Here is a 23,873-nt window from a genome sequence, read left to right as displayed (position 1 = left end):
GTAAATTAGATTGTCAAATTACCACAAAATAATCAACTTTATCAATTTTAAATTTGTAAAAATATAAATGATTAAAGAAGAAATAACCGAATACCCAACTGTTTATGATGCCATTGTTATTGGTACTGGAATTAGTGGTGGTTGGGCCGCGAAAGAATTATGTGAAAACGGACTTAAAACACTTGTTTTAGATCGTGGACGAATGGTAAAACATATTGAAGATTACCCGACTATGTATGATGACCCATGGGATCAAAAACATCGCGGAGTTAAAAATCCTGAAGAGGTGAAAAAACAGCCCAAACAAAATAAATCTTATATACTCAGTCCTTTTAGTCAACATTGGTTTGTTGATGATTTTAAGCATCCTTACAATGAACCCAAACCGTTTGATTGGATTAGAGGGTATCATGTAGGTGGACGTTCACTTATGTGGGCGAGACAATCGTATCGTTTAAGTGATTTAGATTTTGAAGCCAATAAAAAAGACGGACACGGTGTAGATTGGCCTATTCGCTATAAAGATATTTCACCTTGGTATGATAAGGTAGAAGAATTCATCGGTGTATCTGGTCAAAATTTAGGACTATCGCAATTACCAGACGGTAAATTATCAAAACCTATGGAACTCAATTGTGTAGAACTGGAGCTTCAACAAAAAATAAAAGAAAATTTTGATGATCGGTTGTTAACGATAGGACGAACAGCACATAAAACAGGAAATGCTATGCATGAAGGGCGTTCTAATTGTCAATTTAGAAATAGATGCGTGCGTGGGTGTCCGTTTGGAGGTTATTTTAGTAGTAACTCTTCTACCTTACCAGCAGCAGAACGCACAGGTAACATGCACCTGAGACACAACTCTATTGCTTATGAGATTGTGTATGATGATGAAAAAGGCGTCGCTTCTGGTGTGCGCATTATTGATGCTGAAACCCGCGAAAAAATATTTTTTAAAGCTTCTATAATTTTTAGTTGTGCTTCTACGATTGGGAGCGCTAGTATTTTAATGCAATCTAAATCGAAGCGTTTCCCTAACGGATTAGGAAATGATAGCGGCGAACTAGGGCATAATATTATGGATCATACCTCTAAATCTGGTGCTTCGGCAAAAGTTGAAGGTTTTGAAGACATGTATTACAAAGGGCGAAGACCTAATGGTTTTTATATTCCGCGTTTTAGAAATATTGATAAAAAAACAAAACAAAAAGGATTTTTGCGAGGCTATGGCTATCAAGGTAGAGCAAGTAGAACAAATTGGAGAAGTGGCATGGGAGAACTTAGTTTTGGCGCAAACTTAAAAGATGAACTTATGAAACCTGGACACTGGCGTATAGGTATGACTGGTTTTGGTGAATGTTTGCCTTACCACGACAATAGAATAGAATTAAATTACGACAAACTTGACGATTGGGGTTTGCCAACTGTAGATTTTCATGTAACGTTTAGAGAAAACGAATTTAGAATAAAAGAAGATATAGAACAACAAGCCGTAGCAATGCTAAAAGCTGCTGGTTTTAAAGATGTTAAAGGGCATAACCACGAAAGTACTCCAGGAATCGCAATTCATGAAATGGGAGCTGCAAGAATGGGGCACGATCCAAAAACATCTGTACTTAACAAATACAATCAAATACATACTGTACCCAATGTATATGTTACAGATGGTGCTTGTATGACATCTTCTGCATGCCAAAACCCGTCTTTAACCTATATGGCTATAACCGCTAGAGCTGCAAATTATGCGGCATCAGAATTTAAAAAGCATAAAAAAGCGTAGTACTATGGATAGAAGAACAGCATTAAAAAATTTAAGTATTGGCTTAGGATATACGGTTGCAACACCAACTATTTTAAACATATTATCGTCTTGTACTGCGGAAGATAGTGGCTGGAAACCACTTTTTTTATCTTCTGAAGAAAAACATATAGTGACGCATTTAGTTGATATTATTTTACCAACTACAGATACACCTGGCGCTTTAGATGTGAATGTTCCGCAGTTTATCGATATGATGTATCATGATATTGAACAAAAAGGAAATCAAGATTTATTTAAAAAAGGTGCTTTAGTATTTTCTAAACTATTTAAAACTGAGTTTAATACAGAAGCTAAACATGGAGAAAAAACGCAGTTCGATACTCTTTTAACGTCTTTGTTTAACCTTTCTAAAAATGCTACTAAGAAGATTTTAAACCAACAAAAACTTTATTTAGAAGCTTTACCTAATACAGAAAAAGACAATTATATACTTTACAAATTTTTAATATCAGTTAGAAGATATACATTATTTGGGTATTTTACCTCTGAAAAGGTAGGTGAGGAGGTTTTGAATTATGATCCAATACCTGGACAGCAATTAGGCTGTATTCCTTTAGAAGATGTCCCAAATGGTAATGCTTGGTCTTTGTAATGATGAGAAGAAATTTAATCTTATTATTCGTTTTTAGCTTCATTTTAGCTAGTACAGTGTATTCTTGTAAGCAAAACGAACAATGGATCCCCTTATTTAATGGCAAAAATTTGGAGGGCTGGACGCCTAAAATAAAAGGCTATCCGTTTGGAGAGAATTACAATAACACGTTTATAGTGGAAGATGAGGTGTTAAAAGTATCTTACAAAGCGTATGATTCTTTTCATAATGCTTTCGGACATTTATTTTATAAAACACCGTATAGCAACTATAAATTTAGAATGGATTATCGTTTTACAGGCGAACAGATTGCAGGCGGAAGACCTTGGGCATTACGAAATAGCGGTATTATGATTCATTGTGAAAATCCAAAATATATGGATCTAGAACAGAACTTTCCCGTCTCCATTGAAGTTCAACTTTTAGGTGGTAATGGCGTTGATGAGCGATCTACTGGAAATCTTTGTACTCCTGGAACACATGTTTTTTACAAAGATTCTCTGGTTACAGAACACATTATAAAATCAAGCTCAAAAACATATCATGGCGAGCAATGGGTACATGTAGACATTGAAGTAAGAAACGATTCTGTAATCAAGCATTTTATAAATGGAGAAAAGGTATTAGAATATACTAAACCTCATATTGGTGGTGGCGCCGTTAATACAGGCGATAAATGGAAATCTAAAGAAAATCAACCTTTAATAGGTGGCTATATTTCATTGCAAAGTGAAAGCCATCCTGTAGAATTCAAGACTATAGAGCTTTTGATTTTAGAAGATTAAAAGTGACCTATTTTACTCCATATATCCACTTATTTTTTGATGAATAGCCTTGGCAGCTAACTCTCCTGAAAGCATTGCAGCATTTAAAGAACCATTGAGTAAAGTGTCTCCAGCAAGATAAATGGAATTGGTTAATTGTGTTTCCGAAGGAAAAACGCTGTAGCAAACATTTTCAATAGCTGGCAATGCATTTTTTATATGGTAAGTTTTTAAATGCTTTAGTGTTGTAATATTAAAATGAGTATTTAGCTCTTGTTTAATTTGTGCTAAAAGTGCTGTTTCATCTAAATTATGTTGTTTTACTACGCTAACGGATAGTAACCTATTGGCATTAGCTTCACTGTATGGAAATGAGATGGAATTAATAAGACTGTTTTCATTACCCGCAAGTAAACCAATCATATACTTTGGAAATACCATAGATGCATCTACTTCAAAATATAAAGTTTGTGTGCTTTTCCATGTAAGTGTGGTACTGCTTAAGTTTGAAATAATGTTTGAAGCTTCTGTAGCAACTATGCAATAATCGAGGGTGACTTCAGTATTATCCTCTAAAATAATTGTATTGTCTCTTACGCTTTTAACTTTATGCTTATATTTAATTTCGCTGTTTTTTAGTTGATTAAGTAATTGATTAGGTATCTCTTGAATACCTTTTTGTGGAATTACAGCATTACCTTCTCCAAACATTTTAAAAATAAACTCAAACATTCTAGAGGATGTGCTTAATTCTGTTTCCAGAAAAATCCCTGTAAAAAATGGTTTAAAAAAATCGTTTATAATTGCGTTTGAAAAACCAAAGCGTTGTAAGTATTGTAAGGTTGTTATAGATTCAGCTTCAAAAATAGCATCAATTGATTTTTTGTGAAGCATTCGTTTTAATTTGAAGACTTTAATCTTATCTGAAAATGATCCTACAGAAGAGAATAACGTAGTTCCTAATAAGGATACATCACGTAAAGGATCGCCAATACAAAGGCGTTTACCATCTTTAAATATATACGACCCTGATACAAACGATTTAAGACTGAGTTTTTCATAATCTAAATACTTTTGCGCCATCGGATACGCGCTTAGTAACACTTGAAAGCCTCTATCTAAAACATAACCATTTACTGTATCAGATTGCACGCGCCCGCCAACACGCGTATCGGCTTCATAAATTGTTGGTTTATAACCATACGCTTCTAATTGCAATGCTGCTATTAAACCACTAACTCCTGCACCTATAATTACGATGTTTTTATCCATTAACTTTGTTTTTAATCAAACTTCATTAAGTCTTAAACTAAAAAGTGCTTTATTAAAACAATAAAGCACTTTAGGTATAATTATTATTCTTTATTCACTTTGTGTTTATTCTACGATGAATTTACCTTTCATTAAGGCATAATGCCCTGGGAAACTACATAGAAAATCGTAAGTGCCAGCTGCCGGCGCATCAAACTCTATAGACGTTGTTTGTCCGCCACCAATTAGTTTTGTGTTTGCAATTATATCTCCTTCAGCACCTGCAGGAATATAGCCGTTATCTCTTGCAGTAGCTGCTTTATTTCCAAAAGCAGTAAGATTAACTCCTTGCTTTAAAATAACTAAATTATGCCCCATAACATTTACGTCCATTTTACCTGTATGGCGTAATGTTAGTATTACTTTTTGTCCTGCTTTAACGCGAAGCTCTTTTTTGTCAAATTGCATCGCATCATTTCCTGCAATTACTAAATTAGCTACATTGTCATCAACTTTTTTCTCCTCTTTTTTTGTGCCTAATTTAATTTTTTCTTTTGGCGCTTCTTTCTTTTTATCACCACCACAACTAAATAAAAATGTTGCCGCTAAAACTCCTGTAAATAGATATTTAATCGTTTTCATAACTTTATAAGTTTTGTTTTTGCAAAGATAATTATAAGCGTTTAATTGTGTTTTTTGTTTTGATGCATTATGAAAAAATTAACTAAATAAAACTTATAGTTTATACTATTATTATATTAAAGTATATAATCTGTACTAATAAAATTAGATGTTTTCTGATCTAATAGTTCATTTAAAATAGCATTGTTGTATGCGTTATCCTTAGAAGCGACAAATGTTCTAATAGAAAAAGAGCGTAGCGCATCAGTAACACTAAGGGTTGCTACTGCAGAATCTTTTCTACCAGTAAACGGGTAAACATCTGGCCCACGCTGGCATGAACTATTTAAATTTACACGGCACACTAAATTTACCAAAGTATCAATTAAAGGCGATAACGTGTTTACATTTTTACCAAACAAACTCACTTGTTGTCCGTAATCAGACTCTGCCATATCATCTAAAGGTTCGTCTATATCAGAAAATGGTACAATAGGTATTACAGGTCCAAATTGTTCTTCCTTAAATACATCCATTTCTTTATTTACAGGGAACAATACCGCTGGAAAAATAAAATTATCTGTAGTATCGCCTCCTTTTTTATTTAAAATTTTAGCGCCTTTTTTAGTGGCGTCATCAATTAGTCCTTGAATATATGCTGGTTTATCAGCTTCAGGAAGTGGTGTTAGTTTTGCACCATCTTCCCAAGGATTTGCAAATTTTAATTGATCTACTTTATAGGCAAATCGTCTGTTAAATTCTTCAACAATCGACTCATGAACGTATAGTACTTTTAGTGCTGTACAACGTTGCCCATTAAAGGATAGTGTTCCAGCAATACATTCTTCAACCGCTAAATCTAAATCAGCATCAGGTAATACTATAGCTGGGTTTTTGGCTTCTAAACCTAATACCATTCTCAACCTATTTCCCTTAGGGTGTTCTGCTTGTAAGGCATTTGCAGATTTAGAATTGCCAATTAAAGCCAATACATCTACTTTTCCCGATTGCATAATTGGTGTTGCTAATACACGACCACGCCCATAAACGATATTAACCACGCCTTTTGGGAAACTATTTTGAAACGCCTCTAACAGTGGAGAAATTAATAATACGCCTATTTTAGCAGGTTTAAAAATGGTGGTATTCCCCATAATTAAAGCAGGAATGAGTAAGCAAAACGTTTCGTTTAATGGATAATTATAAGGTCCTAAACACAAAACAACACCAATTGGCCCTCTACGTATATGTGCATGTACTCCTGCATGTTTTTCAAATCGAGCAGAATCTCTATCTAAATCTTTATAAGCTTCAATAGTATCGTATATATATTCAATAGTTCTATCAAATTCTTTTTCAGAGTCTGGTAGATTTTTACCAATTTCCCACATTAATAATTTTACAACCTCGTCCCGCTTTGTTTTCATTTGTGCTACAAACTTTTCCATGCAGGCAATTCTATCTTCAACCTTCATTGTTGGCCAAAGTCCTTTACCATTGTCGTATGCTGAGGTTGCTGAGTTAAGAGCTTCTAAAGCTTCACTTTCTCCTAATTGGGGAATGGTTCCTAGTAACGTAGGTTTATAGGTTTTAGTTGAAGAAATTGTAGAATAAATTTCTGCAGTGTCTCCATGCCACTGTTTTAAATCGCCATCAACTAAATATGTGGTTTGATGTAATATATCGTCTATTTGAAATTTCTTAGGAATTTTAGTTTCTGTAGTATTCATAAGTTTTTGTTTAGTTTAAGTATTGCTAAGGTATTCATTATTTAAATTTCAAATGCTGCAATACAAGTAATTTCAAAAGTAAAAATTAAACAAAAACCTCACATGTGTATACATGCGAGGTTTTGCAACATTTAGAATGTCTAGTTTAGTTTAGTTGGATTATTTTAAATGTTATACTATTGGCTTCATAGCCGTCATAGATGCTCTTAAAAATGTTCCTATTTTCTCAACAGGATGATTTCTTAAGGTAGCATTGATTTCAATTAACTTAGCATTATCAATACCTTCTCCATTATCAGTTGCAAATGGTTTACCAATAACATCTGTGTTTACAGTTTTCATAAAATCGGCTAGTAATGGTTTACAGGCGTGATCGAATAAATAACAACCATACTCAGCTGTATCAGAAATAACACGGTTCATTTCAAACAACTTTTTTCTTGCAATGGTGTTTGCAATTAGTGGTGTTTCGTGTAACGATTCGTAGTAAGCAGACTCATCAATAATTCCAGATTCTGTCATAGCTTCAAACGCTAATTCTACACCAGCTCTAACTAAAGCTACCATTAAAACACCGTTATCATAGTATTCTTGTTCGCTAATTTCCATGTCACCAGCAGGTGTTTTTTCAAAATTAGTTTCGCCAGTTGCAGCTCTCCATCCTAATAATTTTGCATCACCATCTGCCCAGTCTGCCATCATTCCGCTAGAAAAATGACCTTCCATAATATCATCCATATGTTTTTGGAATAACGGACGCATAATATCTTTTAATTCTTCTGACAACTCAAAAGCTTTAATTTTTGCAGGGTTAGATAAACGATCCATCATGTGTGTAATACCACCATATTTTAAACCTTCAGTAACAGTTTCCCAACCGTATTGAATTAATTTTGATGCATATCCTGGTTCTATACCATTCTCAACCATTTTATCAAAACAAAGGATAGAACCCGTTTGTAATAAACCACAAAGTATGGTTTGCTCTCCCATTAAATCACTTTTTACCTCTGCTACGAAAGATGATTCTAAAACACCAGCTCTATCGCCACCAGTTGCTGCAGCATAAGCTTTTGCTTGTGCCCAACCTTTCCCTTCTGGATCATTATTTGGGTGAACAGCTATTAAAGTTGGCACACCAAAACCTCTTTTATATTCTTCGCGAACCTCAGAGCCTGGGCATTTAGGTGCACACATAATTACAGTAATATCTTCACGCACTTGCATCCCTTCTTCTACGATATTAAAACCGTGAGAATACGATAAAGTTGCTCCTTTTTTCATTAAAGGCATTACAGCATTAACAACATTAGTGTGTTGTTTATCTGGAGTAAGATTTAACACTAAATCAGCTGTTGGTATTAGCTCTTCGTAAGTGCCTACTGTAAATCCGTTTTCGGTAGCATTTACAAAAGATGCACGCTTTTCTTTTATTGCTGCTTCGCGCAACGTATAAGAAATATCTAAACCAGAATCTCTCATATTTAAACCTTGGTTTAAGCCTTGAGCACCGCAACCTACAATTACAATTTTCTTGCCTTTTAATGCATTTACACCATCAGCAAATTCTGAAGGATCCATAAATCTACATTTAGACAATTGGTCTAGTTTACCAGCTAATGTAAGTGTGTTAAAATAATTTTCCATTTTTATGTATTGATTTAATAGTCTGTTTGCATCATTAAAAAAATGATGATTTATTTAATTTTAATTTATTATTGATTTTTAAATGCTTCTAGTAATTCTGAAACCTTCATTTCATCTTTAGTTACAGCAATACGGCCAGATCGTACAAATTGCATGATACCAAAAACCTCAAATTTTTCTCTTAATTCTTCTATTTCAAAGCGTCTTCCAGATTTTTCTAAAACAAAAAATTCTTTGTTTACAGTTACTATTCTAGAATCACTTTCCTTAATAATATTTTGAATTTGTGGTTCATCGAATAGCAATTCAGATTTAATTTTGAACATACAAGACTCTGTAAAAATTGTCTCCTCATTGGTGTGATAATAGGCACGAATAGCTTCTACTTGTTTTTCTATTTGCCCAACTAATTTAATTGCCTGCGCCTCTGTAATTTTTACCACTATCACAAAACGATTTACGTTTTTAATTTCTGATTGCGAAGTAGTTAAGCTTTCTATATTGATGTGTCTACGTTGAAAAATAGCTGAAATACGGTTAAGCAATCCGATATTATTTTCAGTATAAACTGATATGGTGAATGTTTTTATGTCTTCGTTCATTTTTAAAATGAATTAAATAGTAATCTTAATTTTTAATTGATGGCAAATTTAGCTTAATCTAACGTCTGAAACTGATGCTCCAGAAGGAATCATAGGAAATACATTACCCTCTTTTTCAACACATACTTCTAGAAAATAGGATGATTTTGATGCCATCATTTCTTTAACAGCATCTGCTAATTCTCCTCGTTTAGTCACACGCTTAGCTTCAATGTAATAGCCTTTAGCAATGGTTACAAAATCTGGGTTTGTCATTTCGGTAGAGGCATATCTTTTATCAAAAAATAATTGCTGCCATTGGCGTACCATACCTAAAAACTCATTATTTAGCACCACGATTTTAACAGCTGTTTTTTGCTGAAAAATAGTCCCTAATTCTTGAATATTCATTTGGTAACCGCCATCGCCAATAATAGCAACCACCTCTCTATGTGGTTCTGCCATTTTAGCACCGATTGCAGCAGGTAGTGCAAACCCCATTGTACCTAAACCACCCGAGGTAATATTACTTTTAGAATGATTAAATTCTGCGTAACGACAGGCAATCATTTGATGTTGACCAACATCTGAAACTATAGCAGCATCACCATTACTATGTGTGTTTATTTCTTTTAAAACCTCACCCATAGTTAAGCCTTCCTTTTCAGGTAAAATATCGCCTTTAATTACCGTATCATATTCTATAGCATATAAATCCTTAAATTCTTGATGCCAAGACTCATGAGAATTATCTTTTAATTCCTCTAATAATAATGCTAAACTTTCTTTAGAGTCTCCCAAAACAGCAACATCTGCGGTTACATTTTTGTTAATCTCGGCGGGGTCTATATCAAAATGAATAACTTTTGCTTGTTTAGCATAGGTATCTAAACTTCCGGTAACACGATCGTCAAAACGCATACCTATAGCAATGAGCACATCACATTCGTTAGTTAATTTATTAGGCCCGTAATTACCATGCATACCAACCATACCAACATTTAGTGGGTGAGAGGTAGGTAAGGCAGAGGCACCTAAAATAGTCCAAGCTGCTGGTACTCCAGATTTTTCTACAACAGCTTTTAATTCAGCTTCTGCTTTTCCTAAAATAACCCCTTGCCCCCAAACAATCATTGGTTTTTTTGCATTATTAATTAGGTTAGCAGCAGTTTTTACTTGTGCTATATCAGTTTTTGGAGCTGGTTTATAGCTACGTACTGCCGTACATTTTTCATATTTAAAATCAAATTCAGCAAATTGTGCGTCTTTTGTAATATCTATAAGCACAGGACCGGGTCTTCCGCTTTTAGCAATATAAAATGCTTTCGCTATAGCTTCTGGTATTTCTTCAGCTTTGGTAACTTGTACATTCCATTTTGTTACAGGCGTAGAAATACCAACAATATCTGTTTCTTGAAAAGCATCTGTACCTAATAAATGAGAAGGAACTTGTCCTGTGATACATACAATAGGTGTAGAGTCTATTTGTGCATCTGCAATACCGGTAATTAGGTTTGTAGCACCTGGGCCAGATGTTGCCATGGCAACACCTACACGACCTGAGATTCTTGCATAACCTTGGGCTGCGTGTGCAGCACCTTGTTCGTGTCGCGTTAATACATGATGTATCTTACCTTGATATTTATATAATTCGTCATATACTGGCATTATAGCACCTCCTGGGTATCCATAAAGTATATCAACACCTTCTGCAATTAAACAGCGAATTATTGCTTCAGCACCTGTTATACGCTCAGTTTTTGCTGTTTTATTTTCTTCTTTTTTTATCGTTTCTGTATTCATAATCTCAATCTTAAATTTATGAGATTTTCGCTTTACTCTATGATTCTTATTTTGGAATCTTAAATTTTGCGAAAACTAGAATGCATCTGTTACACAACCCTTAGAGGCTGAAGCTACAGATTTTGCAAACTTGTAAAGTATTCCTTTTTTATGTTTTAAAGGTGGAGCTACCCACGCTTCTTTTCGTTTTGCTATATCTTCATCAGATAATAGTACATTTATAGAGTTATCTTCTGCACTAATTCTAATTTTATCACCAGTTTTTATAATAGCGATGGTACCACCAGATTGCGCCTCAGGTGTAATATGCCCTACAACAAAACCGTGAGTTCCCCCAGAAAAACGACCGTCTGTTATTAACGCTACGGATTTTCCTAAGCCAGCACCCATAATCATAGATGTTGGTTTTAACATTTCTGGCATTCCAGGACCTCCTTTTGGACCCACGTAACGGATGACGACTACATCACCACGTTCTACCTCACCATTACTTATCCCTTCATTAGCTTCTTGCTCACTATTGTATACAACTGCTTTTCCTTCAAAAAACAAGCCTTCATTTCCTGATATTTTGGCAACGCCACCTTCAGTAGCTAAGTTTCCATAAAGTATTTGTATGTTTCCTGAAGATTTTAATGCTTTATCTTTTGGATAAATTACTGCTTGGTCGTCTTCTTCAAACTCAAGTGGTGCTACATCTGCTAAATTTTCAGCTAATGTTTTACCTGTTACGGTTAAACAATCACCATGCAAATAGCCGTTATCTAACAAATATTTCATTACTGCTGGCGTACCTCCAATACCATGAATATCTTCCATTAAGTATTTACCAGATGGTTTTAAATCACCAATTAAAGGTGTTTTGTCACTTATACGTTGAAAATCTTCAAGTGTAAAATCTATATCAGCTGCAAATGCAATAGCTAAAAAGTGCAATACAGCATTTGTAGAACCTCCTAATGCATTTACCATTGTAACTGCATTTTCTAGAGATTTTTTAGTAATAATATCTAATGGTTTTAAATCTAATTCTAGTAGGTTTTTTATTGCTCTCGCATGGCGTTCAGCTTCCGATAATTTATTAGGGTTTTCAGCAGGAATAGACGAGTTGTAAGGTAAAGCAAACCCCATAGCCTCAATAGAAGACGCCATTGTATTTGCGGTATACATACCACCACAAGCACCAGCACCTGGGATAGAACGTTTTATAATTTCTTTATACTCAGTTTCATCAATTTCACCAGCTACTTTTTGTCCTAATGCTTCAAAAGCCGAAACAATATTAAGCTTCTTTCCTTTATACATTCCAGATGCTGTAGCACCACCATACATCATTATAGATGGGCGATTTAAACGGCACATGGCAATAACTGCTCCTGGCATATTTTTATCACAACCTACAACAGCAACTAAGCCGTCATAACTTTGCGCTTGCATAACAGTTTCAATAGAATCTGCGATAATATCTCTTGAAGCCAAAGAATAGTTCATACCTGAGGTACCCATAGAAATACCATCACTTACACCTATAGTATTAAACCCTAAACCAACTAAACCGGCAATATTACATTCTAACTTAACTTCATCTTTCAATCTGTTTAAGTGCATATTACACGGGTTGCCATCAAAACCTGTACTCGCAATGCCTATTTGGGCTTTACTCATATCATCATCAGTAAACCCTGCTGCATACAACATAGCTTGAGACGCTGGTTGCGATTCGTCTTGTGTTAACCTTTTACTGTGTTTGTTGATTTCTTTCATTTTTATTGAAAATAATTTTATATTTTATTGGTTTAGTTGTAAAGTTCTCAATTACTTCAAGAGTTTTGGCAAAAATTCTTAATTTTAGAAAACGAAAATAATTCATTATCATTTTATCGTTTTTTCTATAAGAATTAAGGGGTTAAATCCATAGCAATAGAAATCATATTAAAACACTGTTTTTCAGTTGTTTAACTTTAAAATTTTATGATGTTCAAATTAAAAAAATTCTACAATTTGTTTTAGAGTACTGTTTATAAAAACTTCATGTGAGACAAAAGCTGCATTTTTGTAACAACATCTTAATGTATAAAAAAGGACAAAAATAAAACATATAACTGAAACAGCAATCTGTCTTTTTTAAAACTTAAGTATGCTGGTTGATGGTATTAAATACTATGCTGTAGTTGCTTTAAATTTATCTCGAATAATAGCGCCAATAGGACGATTTTCGATTTTAGATTCTAGCCAAGATATAATATCTAAATATAGGAATGCGCGACTTTGATAAGGATCATTTTCAAATTCTTTCAGCTTTTTATGCAGCTTAATAAATTCATTTTTAACTTCGTGTGGATAGATGTCTCCTAAGCCTCTCAAAAATTTGATAAATTCTCGTTGAACTTCGTACAAATCTTCCATTTTAATTAAAAACTTATAGGTGCTTCTAATGAGAACATCTAAATTGTAATCTAGTCCAGCTTCATAATGTGCCACTAAATTCAGAATTCTTGAAAAACACAATAAATCTTCACGCATTTGTAGTGATTTGTTACTTATTATTTTATCCAAATAATAGATGCATTTTCGGCTTTCTCCTGCACCAAAATACATACTTGCAATTTTATAATAAAACACCATAATATGATGTTCGTCTATTCTGTTATTATAATTTTTAAGCTCATTTAAAACATCGTCAATTAGTGGTAAGCCTTCAACAAAACTACCTTCAATAAAGTGTAGATTAAATTTATTATTGTAGAGATACAAAAATGCTAATGCTTCTATATTATCATCTAACGGAAATCGTTTTTCTTGCACAATGCCTTCAAACTTAGATAATGTGGCCTTAAATTTATCGTGTTTGCGTAAATAAAATAAAGATTCTAATAGATAGTGGTTACCACGCAAGAAAAATACAGGGTTTAACGCTATCATATCCTTGTTATCGTAAAATAGGTTAACCCATCTTGAGGCATATTTATAACACGCTAAAAAATCTACGGTTAAAAAGCTATACCATAATTTCGCCTTGTATAACCAGAGTTTTTCTCGAAAACCAAGGTTGTTAATATCGTATTTAGGTAACCTGTCGTGATAATATTTGTCTATAATTTGGTATTCTTCGTCATTTTTAACATAACCCGTTTTTAAAAATAAGCCATATAATTGTAGTGATAGATTAGATAGTTTACTGGCAATAACGTTTTGCAGGCTTAATTCTTTAGCTTGTATGGTTAATTCGTCTGCACGGTTACTTATACTTCGCGTTATGTATTGAGATTCTATTACTTTTTCAAGATCAACAATTTCATACGCTACATTTTTTTCTTCGTTTGTAATTGCTAAGGATTTTGCTTTATCTAAAATTTTTAGACTTTGTTTATAAAGTCCCTTGTGGTATAAAATAGTTGCGAAATCTAGCTGTTCGCGTATTTGTATTCTAATATCTTGATGCGACGGGTTTAAACGTAAGCTTATTAAAATTTGTTTGTATAAATGCGCTTTTAAGTTGGATAACTGTTGCTTTGTTACAATACCTTTTTTTAAAATAACGGCTTCGTCATAGGCTTTAAGTTTGTCAAGAACATTAAATAGCATTAAGAATTTCGAATCCTCATTTACTCCTAATCTTCCTACGTATAATTTGAATTGGCGCTTTTCTGATTTAGAAAGCGATTTTACCAATACAAATAAGTTATCTTTTTGTGCTCTTGTCATAGTCATAAAATCAGATTTATAAATCTGATTTTCAGTAATTTAAATCAATCATAAATAAGTTAAACATCGTAAAAAAAATGAGATGAATAGTAGCTTTTACGAAACCAAAATATAAATTCGTGTAACAATAAGAAAATATATTCTAATAAATGTCTGATAATCACGTTCAAATTTTTGATACTACCCTAAGAGATGGGGAGCAAGTTCCTGGTTGTAAGTTAAATACAGATCAGAAGTTAATTATTGCTGAACAGCTTGATAAATTAGGAGTAGATATTATTGAGGCTGGCTTCCCTGTTTCAAGTCCTGGAGATTTCAAATCAGTCGAGGAAATATCTAAAATAGTAAAAAATGCAACAGTTTGTGGTCTTACAAGATCTGTTGAAAACGATATTAAAGTTGCTGCTGAAGCATTAAAGTATGCAAAAACTCCAAGAATACATACGGGAATAGGTACTTCAGAGTCTCATATAAAACATAAATTTAAGTCTACCCAAGATGCTATAATTGAGCGTGCAGTTAAAGCAGTTAGTTATGCCAAGTCTTTTGTAGAAGACGTTGAGTTTTATGCTGAAGATGCTGGTAGAACGGATAATGAATATCTAGCTAGAGTTTGTGAAGCGGTTATTAAAGCGGGAGCTACTGTTTTAAATATTCCTGACACTACAGGCTATTGTTTACCTCATGAATACGGAGCAAAAATTAAATATTTAAAAGAAAATGTGAAGGGTATAGATAAAGCTATTTTATCGTGCCACTGCCATAATGATTTAGGTTTAGCCACTGCCAATTCTATAGAAGGTGTTATTAATGGTGCACGCCAAATAGAATGTACCATAAACGGGATAGGTGAACGAGCAGGAAACACAGCGCTTGAAGAAGTTGTAATGATATTAAAGCAACATCCTTATTTAAATTTAGATACAAATATTCAAACTGAAATGCTGTATGGTGTTAGCCAGTTAGTATCAGACAGTATGGGTATTTATACACAACCAAATAAGGCTATTGTTGGAGCTAATGCATTTGCACACAGTTCTGGAATTCATCAAGATGGTGTCATCAAAAACCGTGAAACTTACGAGATAATAGACCCTAAAGATGTTGGTGTTACAGAGTCTGCTATTGTATTAACCGCTAGAAGCGGACGAGCAGCCTTAGCTTATAGAGCAAAAAATATTGGTTACGAACTCACAAAATTACAATTAGACGAAATTTACAGTAGTTTTTTAGATTTTGCTGATAAGAAAAAGGAAGTTGATGATAGTGATATCCATCAAATTATAGAAGGAAGTAAGGTTTATAAAGAAATTGTATCTTCATAATCGCATAAATTTAGTGTAAAACCGCGCTATATTTAATAGATTATATATTAAAGTATTAAAATGGAATTAAACATAGCTATTTTACCAGGAGACGGTATAGGCCCAGAAGTAACTGCCGAAGCAGTGAAGGTGCTAAAAGCTATTGGGTTGGCTTTCGAGCATACTTTTAATTTTAAATACGGGTTAGTTGGTGCGGCTGCAATTGATAAAAAAAACGATCCGCTTCCGCAGGAAACCATAGCATTATGTAAAGATACCGATGCCGTATTATTTGGAGCCATTGGTGATACAGCCTATGATAGGGATCCGGATGCTAAAGTGCGCCCAGAACAAGGGCTTTTAGGTATTCGTAAAGCTTTAGAACTACACACTAATATAAGGCCTGTTATAGCATATGACGATTTGTTAACCAAATCTTCATTAAAAGTAAAGCAGATAAAAGACACCAATATTTTAATTTACAGAGAACTTACTGGTGGTATCTATTTTGGAGATCGTAACTTAAGTGAAGATGGTACTATTGCATCTGATGTGTGTGAATACCATCGTTACGAAATAGAGCGTATTGCCCATGCCGCATTTAAAGCAGCACAATCTAGGAAGCATAAAATTACTTTAGTAGATAAAGCCAATGTTTTAGAAACCTCGCGTTTGTGGCGTCGTGTTGTAAAAGATTTGGCAAAACAATATCCAGATGTAGATTTAAATTTCTTGTATATAGATAATGCCGCTGTAGAACTTATCATGAATCCAAAACAATTTGATGTTATACTTACTGAAAATATGTTTGGCGATATTCTATCAGAAGAAGCTAGTGTTATTGTTGGATCAATAGGCTTATTAGCCTCAGCATCTATAGGTGATACGTTTGCTATGTTCGAGCCTATCCACGGTGCTTGCTCTAATGTTAAAAATAAAGGAGTAGCTAATCCTATAGCTTCCATTTTGTCAGCAGCCATGTTACTCGATCATTTTAACTTATCAGATGAAGCGGCTTTAATACGAGAAGCAGTAGATAAATCCCTTAAGTTGCATATTACAACACCAGATTTAAATACAAAATACGACAATATCACTACAAGTAAAGTAGGTGATTTTATTGAAGATTTTATAAATAATCCAGAAGAAACAAATCTAAACTTTACTAATATTCACTTAGGACAATCCACAATTATTTAATTATTTGAATTAGTCACCAATACAATTAAATACCAAACTAAACATTAGGAGACGTCCTAGAATAAGAGCCCAGTTTTAGGGCTCTTATTTTATTTTGGGCGCAACCACAAGGGTCGGGCTTTCCGTTAATAGTTTTGGCTCGATGCGCGCCTCGCCAAAAGCTGCCACTGCAATCCCTTGCGCACTCATATACTAACTTCGGTTTATACCAAAAGTACATATATACTAGCAAGATTTATTTCTTAGAAAAACGATCAAACAAAATTTTGTCTTAAAAAATTTGCAGATTAACTTTTCTACACGATATTTGCAATCGCAACGTTCAAACACATAATTGAAAGGAAAAGTTTTAAATGTAAAATTTTGAAGTAACGCAAAAATTTATTTTAAAAAATTTCCGTAAATGTTATCAAGAAAGGTGGAGGGATAGACCCAATGAAACCTTAGCAACCCTTTAAACTTATTAAAGAAGGTGCTAAATTCTACTTGAATTATCGATTCATTTATCGATGTTTAGATAGATAACTCACAAATTACTTACCAAGTAATTTTAATACTTCTTTATAACATTTTTCTATTAAGTTGAAAAGTACGCTTTAAATGCTTTAGCGTTAAAGTTACTATTGAATTTGTTATTCTCGCAGATACGGGAATCTTTAAGTTTAACTAAGACTAAAATATTTAGAAAAATGAGCGATCAAAAATTAGCAACAAACGCATTACACGCAGGACACGATGTAGCATCAAACGGAGGAGCAAGAGCTGTACCTATTTACCAAACAACATCTTACGTTTTTAACGATTCAGACCATGCTGCAAATCTGTTTTCATTACAAGAATTAGGATTTATTTACACACGTTTAAACAACCCAACCAATCAAATTTTACAAGAGCGTTTAGCAGCTGTAGAAGGCGGTATTGGAGCAGTAGTTTTTGCATCAGGAACTGCTGCAATTGCTACAGGTTTGTTAACGCTTTTAAAAGCTGGAGACCATGTTGTAGCATCAAGTAGTTTATATGGTGGAACGTATAACTTATTAAGCGTTACACTTCCAAGATTAGGTATTACAACTACGTTTGTTGATGCTTCAAATCCTGATAATTTTAAAAACGCTGTACAAGATAATACAAGAGCATTTTTTGTAGAATCTTTAGGAAATCCAAAACTAGATGTATTGGATTTGGAAGCGATTTCAGAACATTCTAAAGCAGCAGGTGTGCCATTTATTGTAGATAATACTGTAGCAACTCCAGCTTTATTAAACCCAATTAAACATGGGGCAAACATAGTAATCCATTCATTAACAAAATATATTGGCGGACAAGGAACATCTTTAGGTGGTGCTATTATAGACGCAGGAACTTTTAATTGGGCCAACGGAAAATTTCCAGAATTTACTGAGCCTTCCGCTGGATACCACGGTTTAAAATATTACGAAACTTTAGGTGCTGCATCGTACACGTTTAAATTAATACTAGAAGGATTAAGAGATTTTGGTGGGGCTATGAGTCCAACTAATGCATTCAACATCATTCAAGGTTTAGAAACCTTGCCTGTTAGAATTAAACAACACAGTGAAAATGCTTTAGAATTAGCAACTTGGTTAGAAGCGCAAGATGAAGTGGCTTGGGTAAACTATCCTGGTTTAGAAAGTAGTACATACAATACTTTGGCTAAAAAGTACTTGCCAAAAGGGCAAAGTGGTATTGTAACGTTTGGCCATAAAGGAGGCTTTGATGCAGCAAAAACCATAGCTGATGAAACCCAACTATTTTCGTTATTAGCCAATATTGGTGATACAAAATCTTTAATTATTCACCCATCAAGTACTACGCATCAGCAATTAGACGAGGCGGAACAAGCATCGGCAGGTGTGTCTCCTGATTTAATTAGATTATCTGTAGGTATTGAGGATATTGAAGATTTAAAAGCGGATTTAAAACAGGCGTTTGCTAAGATATAACTTGAATTAACTAGCAAGAATAACACCTCACAGGTTTTTGAAATCTGTGAGGTTTATAAATAAAATAATTTGCAAGTGTATAAAAGCCTTGCGGTTTAAAAACGAATTTGGCAGATACGCCCGCGTTAGGGATAGTAGCGGCATCCTTTTTTTAGTGTTAGTTCGAGTGAATTTGTGAAGTATGAGCAAATTTGTATCGAGAACAAACTAAAAAAAGATATAGCGAATAGCCCGACCCGACTGGGTAACGCCCAAAGAATAAATAGACTTTGATAAACGAATTACAACATATTACAATTTCAAATTATACCACCGAAAGTGGCGTGATTAACCCTACAATTAAGCTGAGTTACCAAGTGTTTGGTAAGCCTTTAGGTGATGCGCCAATTGTATTGGTAAACCATGCGTTGACTGGGAATAGTGACGTAGCAGGTGAAAATGGTTGGTGGAAAGATTTAGTGGGTGATGGTAAAGTAATTGATACGAAACTATACTCGGTTTTGGCATTTAACATTCCAGGAAATAGCTTTGATGGTTTTGTGATTGATAACTATAAGGATTTTGTGGCGCGTGATGTAGCGAAATTATTTTTACAGGGATTGGATATTCTTAAAACAGGACAATTATTTGCTGTAATAGGCGGTTCTTTAGGTGGTGGTATTGCATGGGAAATGGCAGTTATAAAGCCTGATGTTACTGAGCATTTGATAGTAGTGGCTACCGATTGGAAATCTACAGATTGGTTGATTGCCAATTGCCAAATACAAGAGCAGTTTTTACTAAATTCTAAACACCCAGTGCATGATGCTAGAATGCATGCCATGTTGTGTTATCGTACACCAGAGTCGTTTAAAGAACGTTTTAAGCGTTCAAAAAACGACGATTTAGAGATTTTTAATGTGGAGAGTTGGTTGCTGCATCATGGTAAAAAATTACAGGAGCGGTTTCAATTATCGGCGTATAAATTAATGAATCAGTTGCTGAAAAGCATAGATGTTACTAAAGGTAGAGCCAGTAATTTTAATGTGTTAGAAAATATTGAAGCTAAAATTCATATTGTTGGTGTAGACTCTGATTTGTTTTTTACTGCCGAAGAAAACCGTGAAACACATCGTCAATTAGCATTAACACACCCAAATGTTACGTATAACGAAATTCATTCGGTACATGGGCACGATGCTTTTCTTATGGAGTACGATCAGCTTGAAAAAATTATAGAAGGCATTTTTGTGCCACATTCTAAAAGAAAACCAATGAAAATATTAAAGTTTGGCGGCAAATCCTTAGCCAATGGAAAAGGTTTGGAAACCGTACTTTCAATTATAAAAGCTAAAATTGAAGCTGGCGATCGTATTGCGATTGTGGTTTCGGCTCGTGGTTCTGCTACAGATGATTTAGAGGCTATTTTAAATAAAGCTCAGAAAGGCGAATCGTATCAAGAAGATTTAAAAGTGTTTAAGGCGTATCAATCTGAGCCCTCAAAAACTATTGATTTTTCTGAAGAATTTTTAGTTTTAGAAAAGTTGTTTGAAGGTGTTAGTTTATTACGCGATTGCAGTAAAAAAACTAAGGATACTATTTTAGCACAAGGTGAATTGTTATCAGTAAAGCTGATTTCAAATTTATTGAATAAAAACAGTATCTCTGCAAAAGCTACCGATGCTCGTGAGTTGATAAAAACCGATGATATTTTTGGTAATGCACAACCGTTATCTAAATTATCTAAGGAAAATACACAAGCATATTTTAGCACGCATAAAAATGTAGTACACGTGGTGACTGGTTTTATTGCTTCTAATTTAAAAGATGAAACTACTACGTTAGGGAGAAATGGTAGTAATTATACCGCGGCACTTTTAGCTAATTATCTAGATGCTGAAGAGTTGCAAAATTATACGCATGTTAGTGGTATTTATACTGCAAACCCTGATTTAGTGCCAGATGCAAAACAAATTAGAGAACTCTCGTTTAGTGAAGCTAATGAGTTGGCAAACTTCGGCACATCGGTATTACATGCCAAAACGATTATTCCATTAGTTGAAAAAAACATCAACCTTCGCATTTTAAATACTTTTAATGCAGATGATGAAGGCACGCTAATTACGGCAAAACCAAGCACTAAAGAGGTAACGAGTTTATCTGTTTTAGATAATGTAGCATTATTAAATTTTGAAGGTCGCGGATTGCTAGGAAAAATTGGCGTAGATGCTCGTATTTTTGGAGCGTTAAGTAATTATGGTATTAGCGTGAGCATTGTATCTCAAGGCTCTTCAGAGCGTGGTATCGGATTAATTATTGATGCAGACCAAGCCACACAAGCGGTAATTGCCTTGGAACGCGAGTTTGAAAGTGATTTTTATTCGCAAGATGTTAATAAAATTGATGTTGTGGATGATGTGGCGGTAATTTCTATTGTGGGGATTGCTTTGAGTTCTTTTAGCAAGCCATTTAATGCACTCATTAAAAATCAGATTACACCCTTGTTGTTCAATAACACGGTTACTGGAAAAAACGTTAGCTTGGTAGTTAAGAAATCACAACTGAATAAAGCAGTAAATGTAATTCATGGAGAGATTTTTGGTATATCGAAAAAGATAAATATTGCTATTTTTGGACATGGTGGCGTTGGTGGCGCATTAATCGATCAGATTTTAAAATCGAAAGACGAGATAGAAAAACGTAAAGGCATTAACTTAAACGTATTTGCTATTGCGAATTCGCGTAAGTTATTGCTCGATAAAAATGGTGCAAATGGCGATTGGAGAAAAGCTATTGCATCTAGTAATTTTGAAAGTTCGATTGAAGATATTATCACATTTGCTAAAAATCATCATTTAGAAAATTTAATCGCCGTAGATAATACAGCAAGCGAGGTGTTTTATAAAAACTATATGCCACTAGTTGAAGCTGGTTTTGATTTGGTGTCGTCCAACAAAATAGCCAACACCGTTTCTCATGAGTTCTATACCGAATTAAGAGAACACTTAGATGAAAATAATAAGGAATATTTGTATGAAACTACGGTTGGCGCAGGTTTGCCTTTAATTGATACCATTAAGTTATTACACGAATCTGGTGAAAATATCACAAGAATTCGCGGTGTGTTTTCGGGTACATTAAGTTATTTATTCAATAATTTTTCGGTTGAAGACAAGCCATTTAGTGAAATTATACAAGAAACGGTGGATAAAGGTTATACCGAACCAGATCCTCGTGAAGATTTCTCTGGAAATGATGTAGCGAGAAAGCTATTAATTTTAGCAAGAGAATTAGATTTGCAAAATGAGTTTGAAGATGTTGAAGTACTGAATTTAATTCCTGAGGCATACCGTGATATTTCGGTTGAAGAATTTTTAGGTCAATTAGATGTTTTAGATGCGCAATATCAAAAAATAAAAGACGGCCAAGAGGAAGGCCATGTATTGCGCTATGTTGGCGATTTGTCTGGAGATTTATCTCAAGACAAAGGGAATTTAGAAGTGAAATTGGTGTCTATTCCTGAGGATAGCACTTTAGGACATGTAAAAGGTAGCGATGCTATTTTTGAGATTTTTACAGAAAGTTATGGTGAACAGCCTATTGTGATACAAGGTGCTGGTGCTGGTGCGGAAGTTACGGCGCGTGGAGTTTTTGGGGATATTTTAAGGTTGAGTAAGCATATTAATTAGTTGGATAACTGAAGTGAAACCATTAAAACCCAATACCCATAACCAAATTTGATAATTTAGTATCTTTGATTAAAAAGGTGATAGTATGGATTTACAAACAAGAAAATTAGAACTTATTCAGGCATTTTTAAAAATTAAAAGTGAAGATGTTATTACTAGACTTGAAAAAATTCTGAAAAAAGAAAATTCAAATTCAGAAAAAGAAGAATTTAAACCAATGACGATTAAGGCGTTTAATTTAAGAATAGACCAATCTATGGAAGATTCAGCTAATGGAAAGTTAACAAGTGCTGAGGAATTAAAATCCAAAATGGATACATGGGATTAAAATTGTTTTGGACTTCTTTTTCGCAAACAGAACTTTTTAAAATTTATGAATACCATAAAGAAAAAGCTGGAATTAGGATAGCTAAAAAATTGGTTAATGGCATACACAGCGAAACATTAAAGTTAGAAAGTCAACCAGAAATTGGACAAATTGAAGAGCTCTTAAAAAGCAGACCACAAGAATTTAGGTACCTAGTTTACAAAAATTACAAAGTTATTTATTGGGTTAATAAAAAAGAAAGTAGAATTGAAGTGAATGATGTTTTTGATACCCGACAAAACCCCATAAAAATAGAACGAAAAAAATAGAAAAGCTCTTATTAATAATGGCTATATGAAATCATTAGTTTTCGCTTATTTCATCAGACTTGTATTGAATGTAGATGTTGTTTGTCAAGTTGCTAAATCTGGTGTAGTAGTTAGGGAGTGTGCAGTTTTTGAAGATGTTTTACGGTTGAGTGAGCATATTAATTGAAAACTTTATTATTTATGAAAATCCTAAATCAAGTAGTAATATCAATTATTCTAATAACCTTATATTGGGTTCTTATTGATATTTGTTTAAGCTATTTTTTCAAATGGTTAATCAATGATTTATTCTTTTCGTTGACTCATTTTTTCAAAAATCTGAATTTATTTTTTCTTTTAGTTTTGTTCGTTTTCTCAGTAGGAATAATGTACTTAATCTATAGGGTAACAATTATCCCATTTCGTTTATTAAAGACAACTTACGACAAATACTTGCAAATAAATTTTGCAACATCTTTTATTGTTTTCTTAATTGCCTTGTACAACTTGTTTAGATTAATTAAAGCTTTATTTGTTTCAATGGAAGGGAAGTGGAATCTTGTGTATTTCTTATTTGTACCTCTTTTACTGTTTTATGTGATTTTA

17 protein-coding genes and 1 riboswitch are annotated in these 23,873 nt (G+C 33.8%); of the genes, 9 read left to right on the top strand and 8 right to left on the bottom strand.

All coding sequences use genetic code 11. The features are described 5' to 3' along the window. Positions 1-67: 67 nt before the first annotated feature. Genes ACKGJY_RS04930 through ACKGJY_RS04920 form a run of 3 tightly spaced genes read left to right on the top strand, consistent with a single transcriptional unit; the run spans position 68 to position 3,199 of the window. Positions 68-1,780, top strand: a complete 1,713-nt coding sequence (locus tag ACKGJY_RS04930) for a GMC oxidoreductase (RefSeq protein ID WP_413972744.1) — start codon at positions 68-70, stop codon at positions 1,778-1,780. Between the two features lie 4 nt (positions 1,781-1,784). Continuing rightward, on the top strand, positions 1,785-2,414 hold the full coding sequence (locus ACKGJY_RS04925) for a gluconate 2-dehydrogenase subunit 3 family protein (protein WP_413972743.1): 630 nt from the start codon (positions 1,785-1,787) through the stop codon (positions 2,412-2,414). After that, positions 2,414-3,199 (top strand): DUF1080 domain-containing protein, encoded by a 786-nt coding sequence (locus tag ACKGJY_RS04920; protein ID WP_413972742.1) that lies wholly within the window; start codon positions 2,414-2,416, stop codon positions 3,197-3,199. Before ACKGJY_RS04925 ends, ACKGJY_RS04920 begins: the two co-directional genes overlap by 1 nt. A 12-nt stretch (positions 3,200-3,211) precedes the next feature. Here the strand turns inward: ACKGJY_RS04920 and ACKGJY_RS04915 are convergent, their stop codons facing one another. The 8 genes from ACKGJY_RS04915 to ACKGJY_RS04880 form a co-directional block, all read right to left on the bottom strand. Continuing rightward, positions 3,212-4,450, bottom strand: coding sequence for an NAD(P)/FAD-dependent oxidoreductase (locus tag ACKGJY_RS04915; protein ID WP_413972741.1), 1,239 nt, complete (start codon positions 4,448-4,450; stop codon positions 3,212-3,214). A gap of 105 nt (positions 4,451-4,555) precedes the next feature. Next, complete coding sequence (azu, locus tag ACKGJY_RS04910; RefSeq protein WP_413972740.1) at positions 4,556-5,071, bottom strand: azurin; 516 nt, start codon at positions 5,069-5,071, stop codon at positions 4,556-4,558. Positions 5,072-5,187: 116 nt separating this feature from the next. After that, positions 5,188-6,780: an NADP-dependent glyceraldehyde-3-phosphate dehydrogenase gene (locus ACKGJY_RS04905; protein WP_413972739.1), complete on the bottom strand. Its 1,593-nt coding sequence runs from the start codon at positions 6,778-6,780 to the stop codon at positions 5,188-5,190. Positions 6,781-6,951: 171 nt separating this feature from the next. After that, positions 6,952-8,427 carry a ketol-acid reductoisomerase gene (gene ilvC, locus ACKGJY_RS04900; RefSeq protein ID WP_413972738.1) on the bottom strand — a complete coding sequence of 492 codons (1,476 nt, stop codon included), beginning with the start codon at positions 8,425-8,427 and terminating at the stop codon, positions 6,952-6,954. Between the two features lie 68 nt (positions 8,428-8,495). Continuing rightward, a complete protein-coding gene (gene ilvN, locus ACKGJY_RS04895; RefSeq protein ID WP_413972737.1) occupies positions 8,496-9,029 on the bottom strand; it encodes an acetolactate synthase small subunit in 534 nt (177 codons plus the stop codon). 48 nt (positions 9,030-9,077) lie between these two features. Next, positions 9,078-10,811 carry a biosynthetic-type acetolactate synthase large subunit gene (gene ilvB / locus ACKGJY_RS04890; protein ID WP_413972736.1) on the bottom strand — a complete coding sequence of 578 codons (1,734 nt, stop codon included), beginning with the start codon at positions 10,809-10,811 and terminating at the stop codon, positions 9,078-9,080. Positions 10,812-10,886: 75 nt separating this feature from the next. After that, positions 10,887-12,575 (bottom strand): dihydroxy-acid dehydratase, encoded by a 1,689-nt coding sequence (ilvD, locus tag ACKGJY_RS04885; RefSeq protein ID WP_413972735.1) that lies wholly within the window; start codon positions 12,573-12,575, stop codon positions 10,887-10,889. A 396-nt stretch (positions 12,576-12,971) separates the two neighbouring features. Further along, on the bottom strand, positions 12,972-14,516 hold the full coding sequence (locus ACKGJY_RS04880) for a hypothetical protein (RefSeq protein WP_413972998.1): 1,545 nt from the start codon (positions 14,514-14,516) through the stop codon (positions 12,972-12,974). Between the two features lie 149 nt (positions 14,517-14,665). Between ACKGJY_RS04880 and ACKGJY_RS04875 the strand changes: the two genes are divergently transcribed. The 6 genes from ACKGJY_RS04875 to ACKGJY_RS04850 all read left to right on the top strand — a co-directional run bounded on the left by ACKGJY_RS04875 (position 14,666) and on the right by ACKGJY_RS04850 (position 23,288). Next, entirely contained in the window at positions 14,666-15,841 is a 1,176-nt protein-coding gene (locus ACKGJY_RS04875) for a 2-isopropylmalate synthase (RefSeq protein WP_413972734.1), read from the top strand. Positions 15,842-15,901: 60 nt separating this feature from the next. Next, the gene (leuB, locus tag ACKGJY_RS04870) at positions 15,902-17,020 is read left to right on the top strand and encodes a 3-isopropylmalate dehydrogenase (protein ID WP_413972733.1); all 1,119 of its coding nucleotides are present in this window, start codon (positions 15,902-15,904) and stop codon (positions 17,018-17,020) included. Between the two features lie 403 nt (positions 17,021-17,423). Then, positions 17,424-17,548: riboswitch (SAM riboswitch) on the top strand. A gap of 161 nt (positions 17,549-17,709) precedes the next feature. Then, the gene (locus ACKGJY_RS04865) at positions 17,710-18,984 is read left to right on the top strand and encodes an O-acetylhomoserine aminocarboxypropyltransferase/cysteine synthase family protein (protein ID WP_413972732.1); all 1,275 of its coding nucleotides are present in this window, start codon (positions 17,710-17,712) and stop codon (positions 18,982-18,984) included. A gap of 269 nt (positions 18,985-19,253) precedes the next feature. Next, positions 19,254-22,652, top strand: a complete 3,399-nt coding sequence (gene thrA / locus ACKGJY_RS04860; RefSeq protein WP_413972731.1) for a bifunctional aspartate kinase/homoserine dehydrogenase I — start codon at positions 19,254-19,256, stop codon at positions 22,650-22,652. Positions 22,653-22,737: 85 nt separating this feature from the next. Continuing rightward, positions 22,738-22,980, top strand: coding sequence for a hypothetical protein (locus ACKGJY_RS04855; RefSeq protein ID WP_413972730.1), 243 nt, complete (start codon positions 22,738-22,740; stop codon positions 22,978-22,980). Next, positions 22,971-23,288, top strand: coding sequence for a type II toxin-antitoxin system RelE/ParE family toxin (locus ACKGJY_RS04850; RefSeq protein ID WP_413972729.1), 318 nt, complete (start codon positions 22,971-22,973; stop codon positions 23,286-23,288). The genes ACKGJY_RS04855 and ACKGJY_RS04850 overlap by 10 nt, the downstream gene beginning before the upstream one ends. Positions 23,289-23,873 lie beyond the last annotated feature (585 nt).

The organism is Hyunsoonleella sp. 2307UL5-6, assembly GCF_047345485.1.
In the GTDB taxonomy this organism is placed as follows: Bacteria; Bacteroidota; Bacteroidia; order Flavobacteriales; family Flavobacteriaceae; genus Jejuia.
Note: the sequence above shows the minus strand (reverse complement) of the source record. Positions and strands in the feature narration are given on the sequence as shown.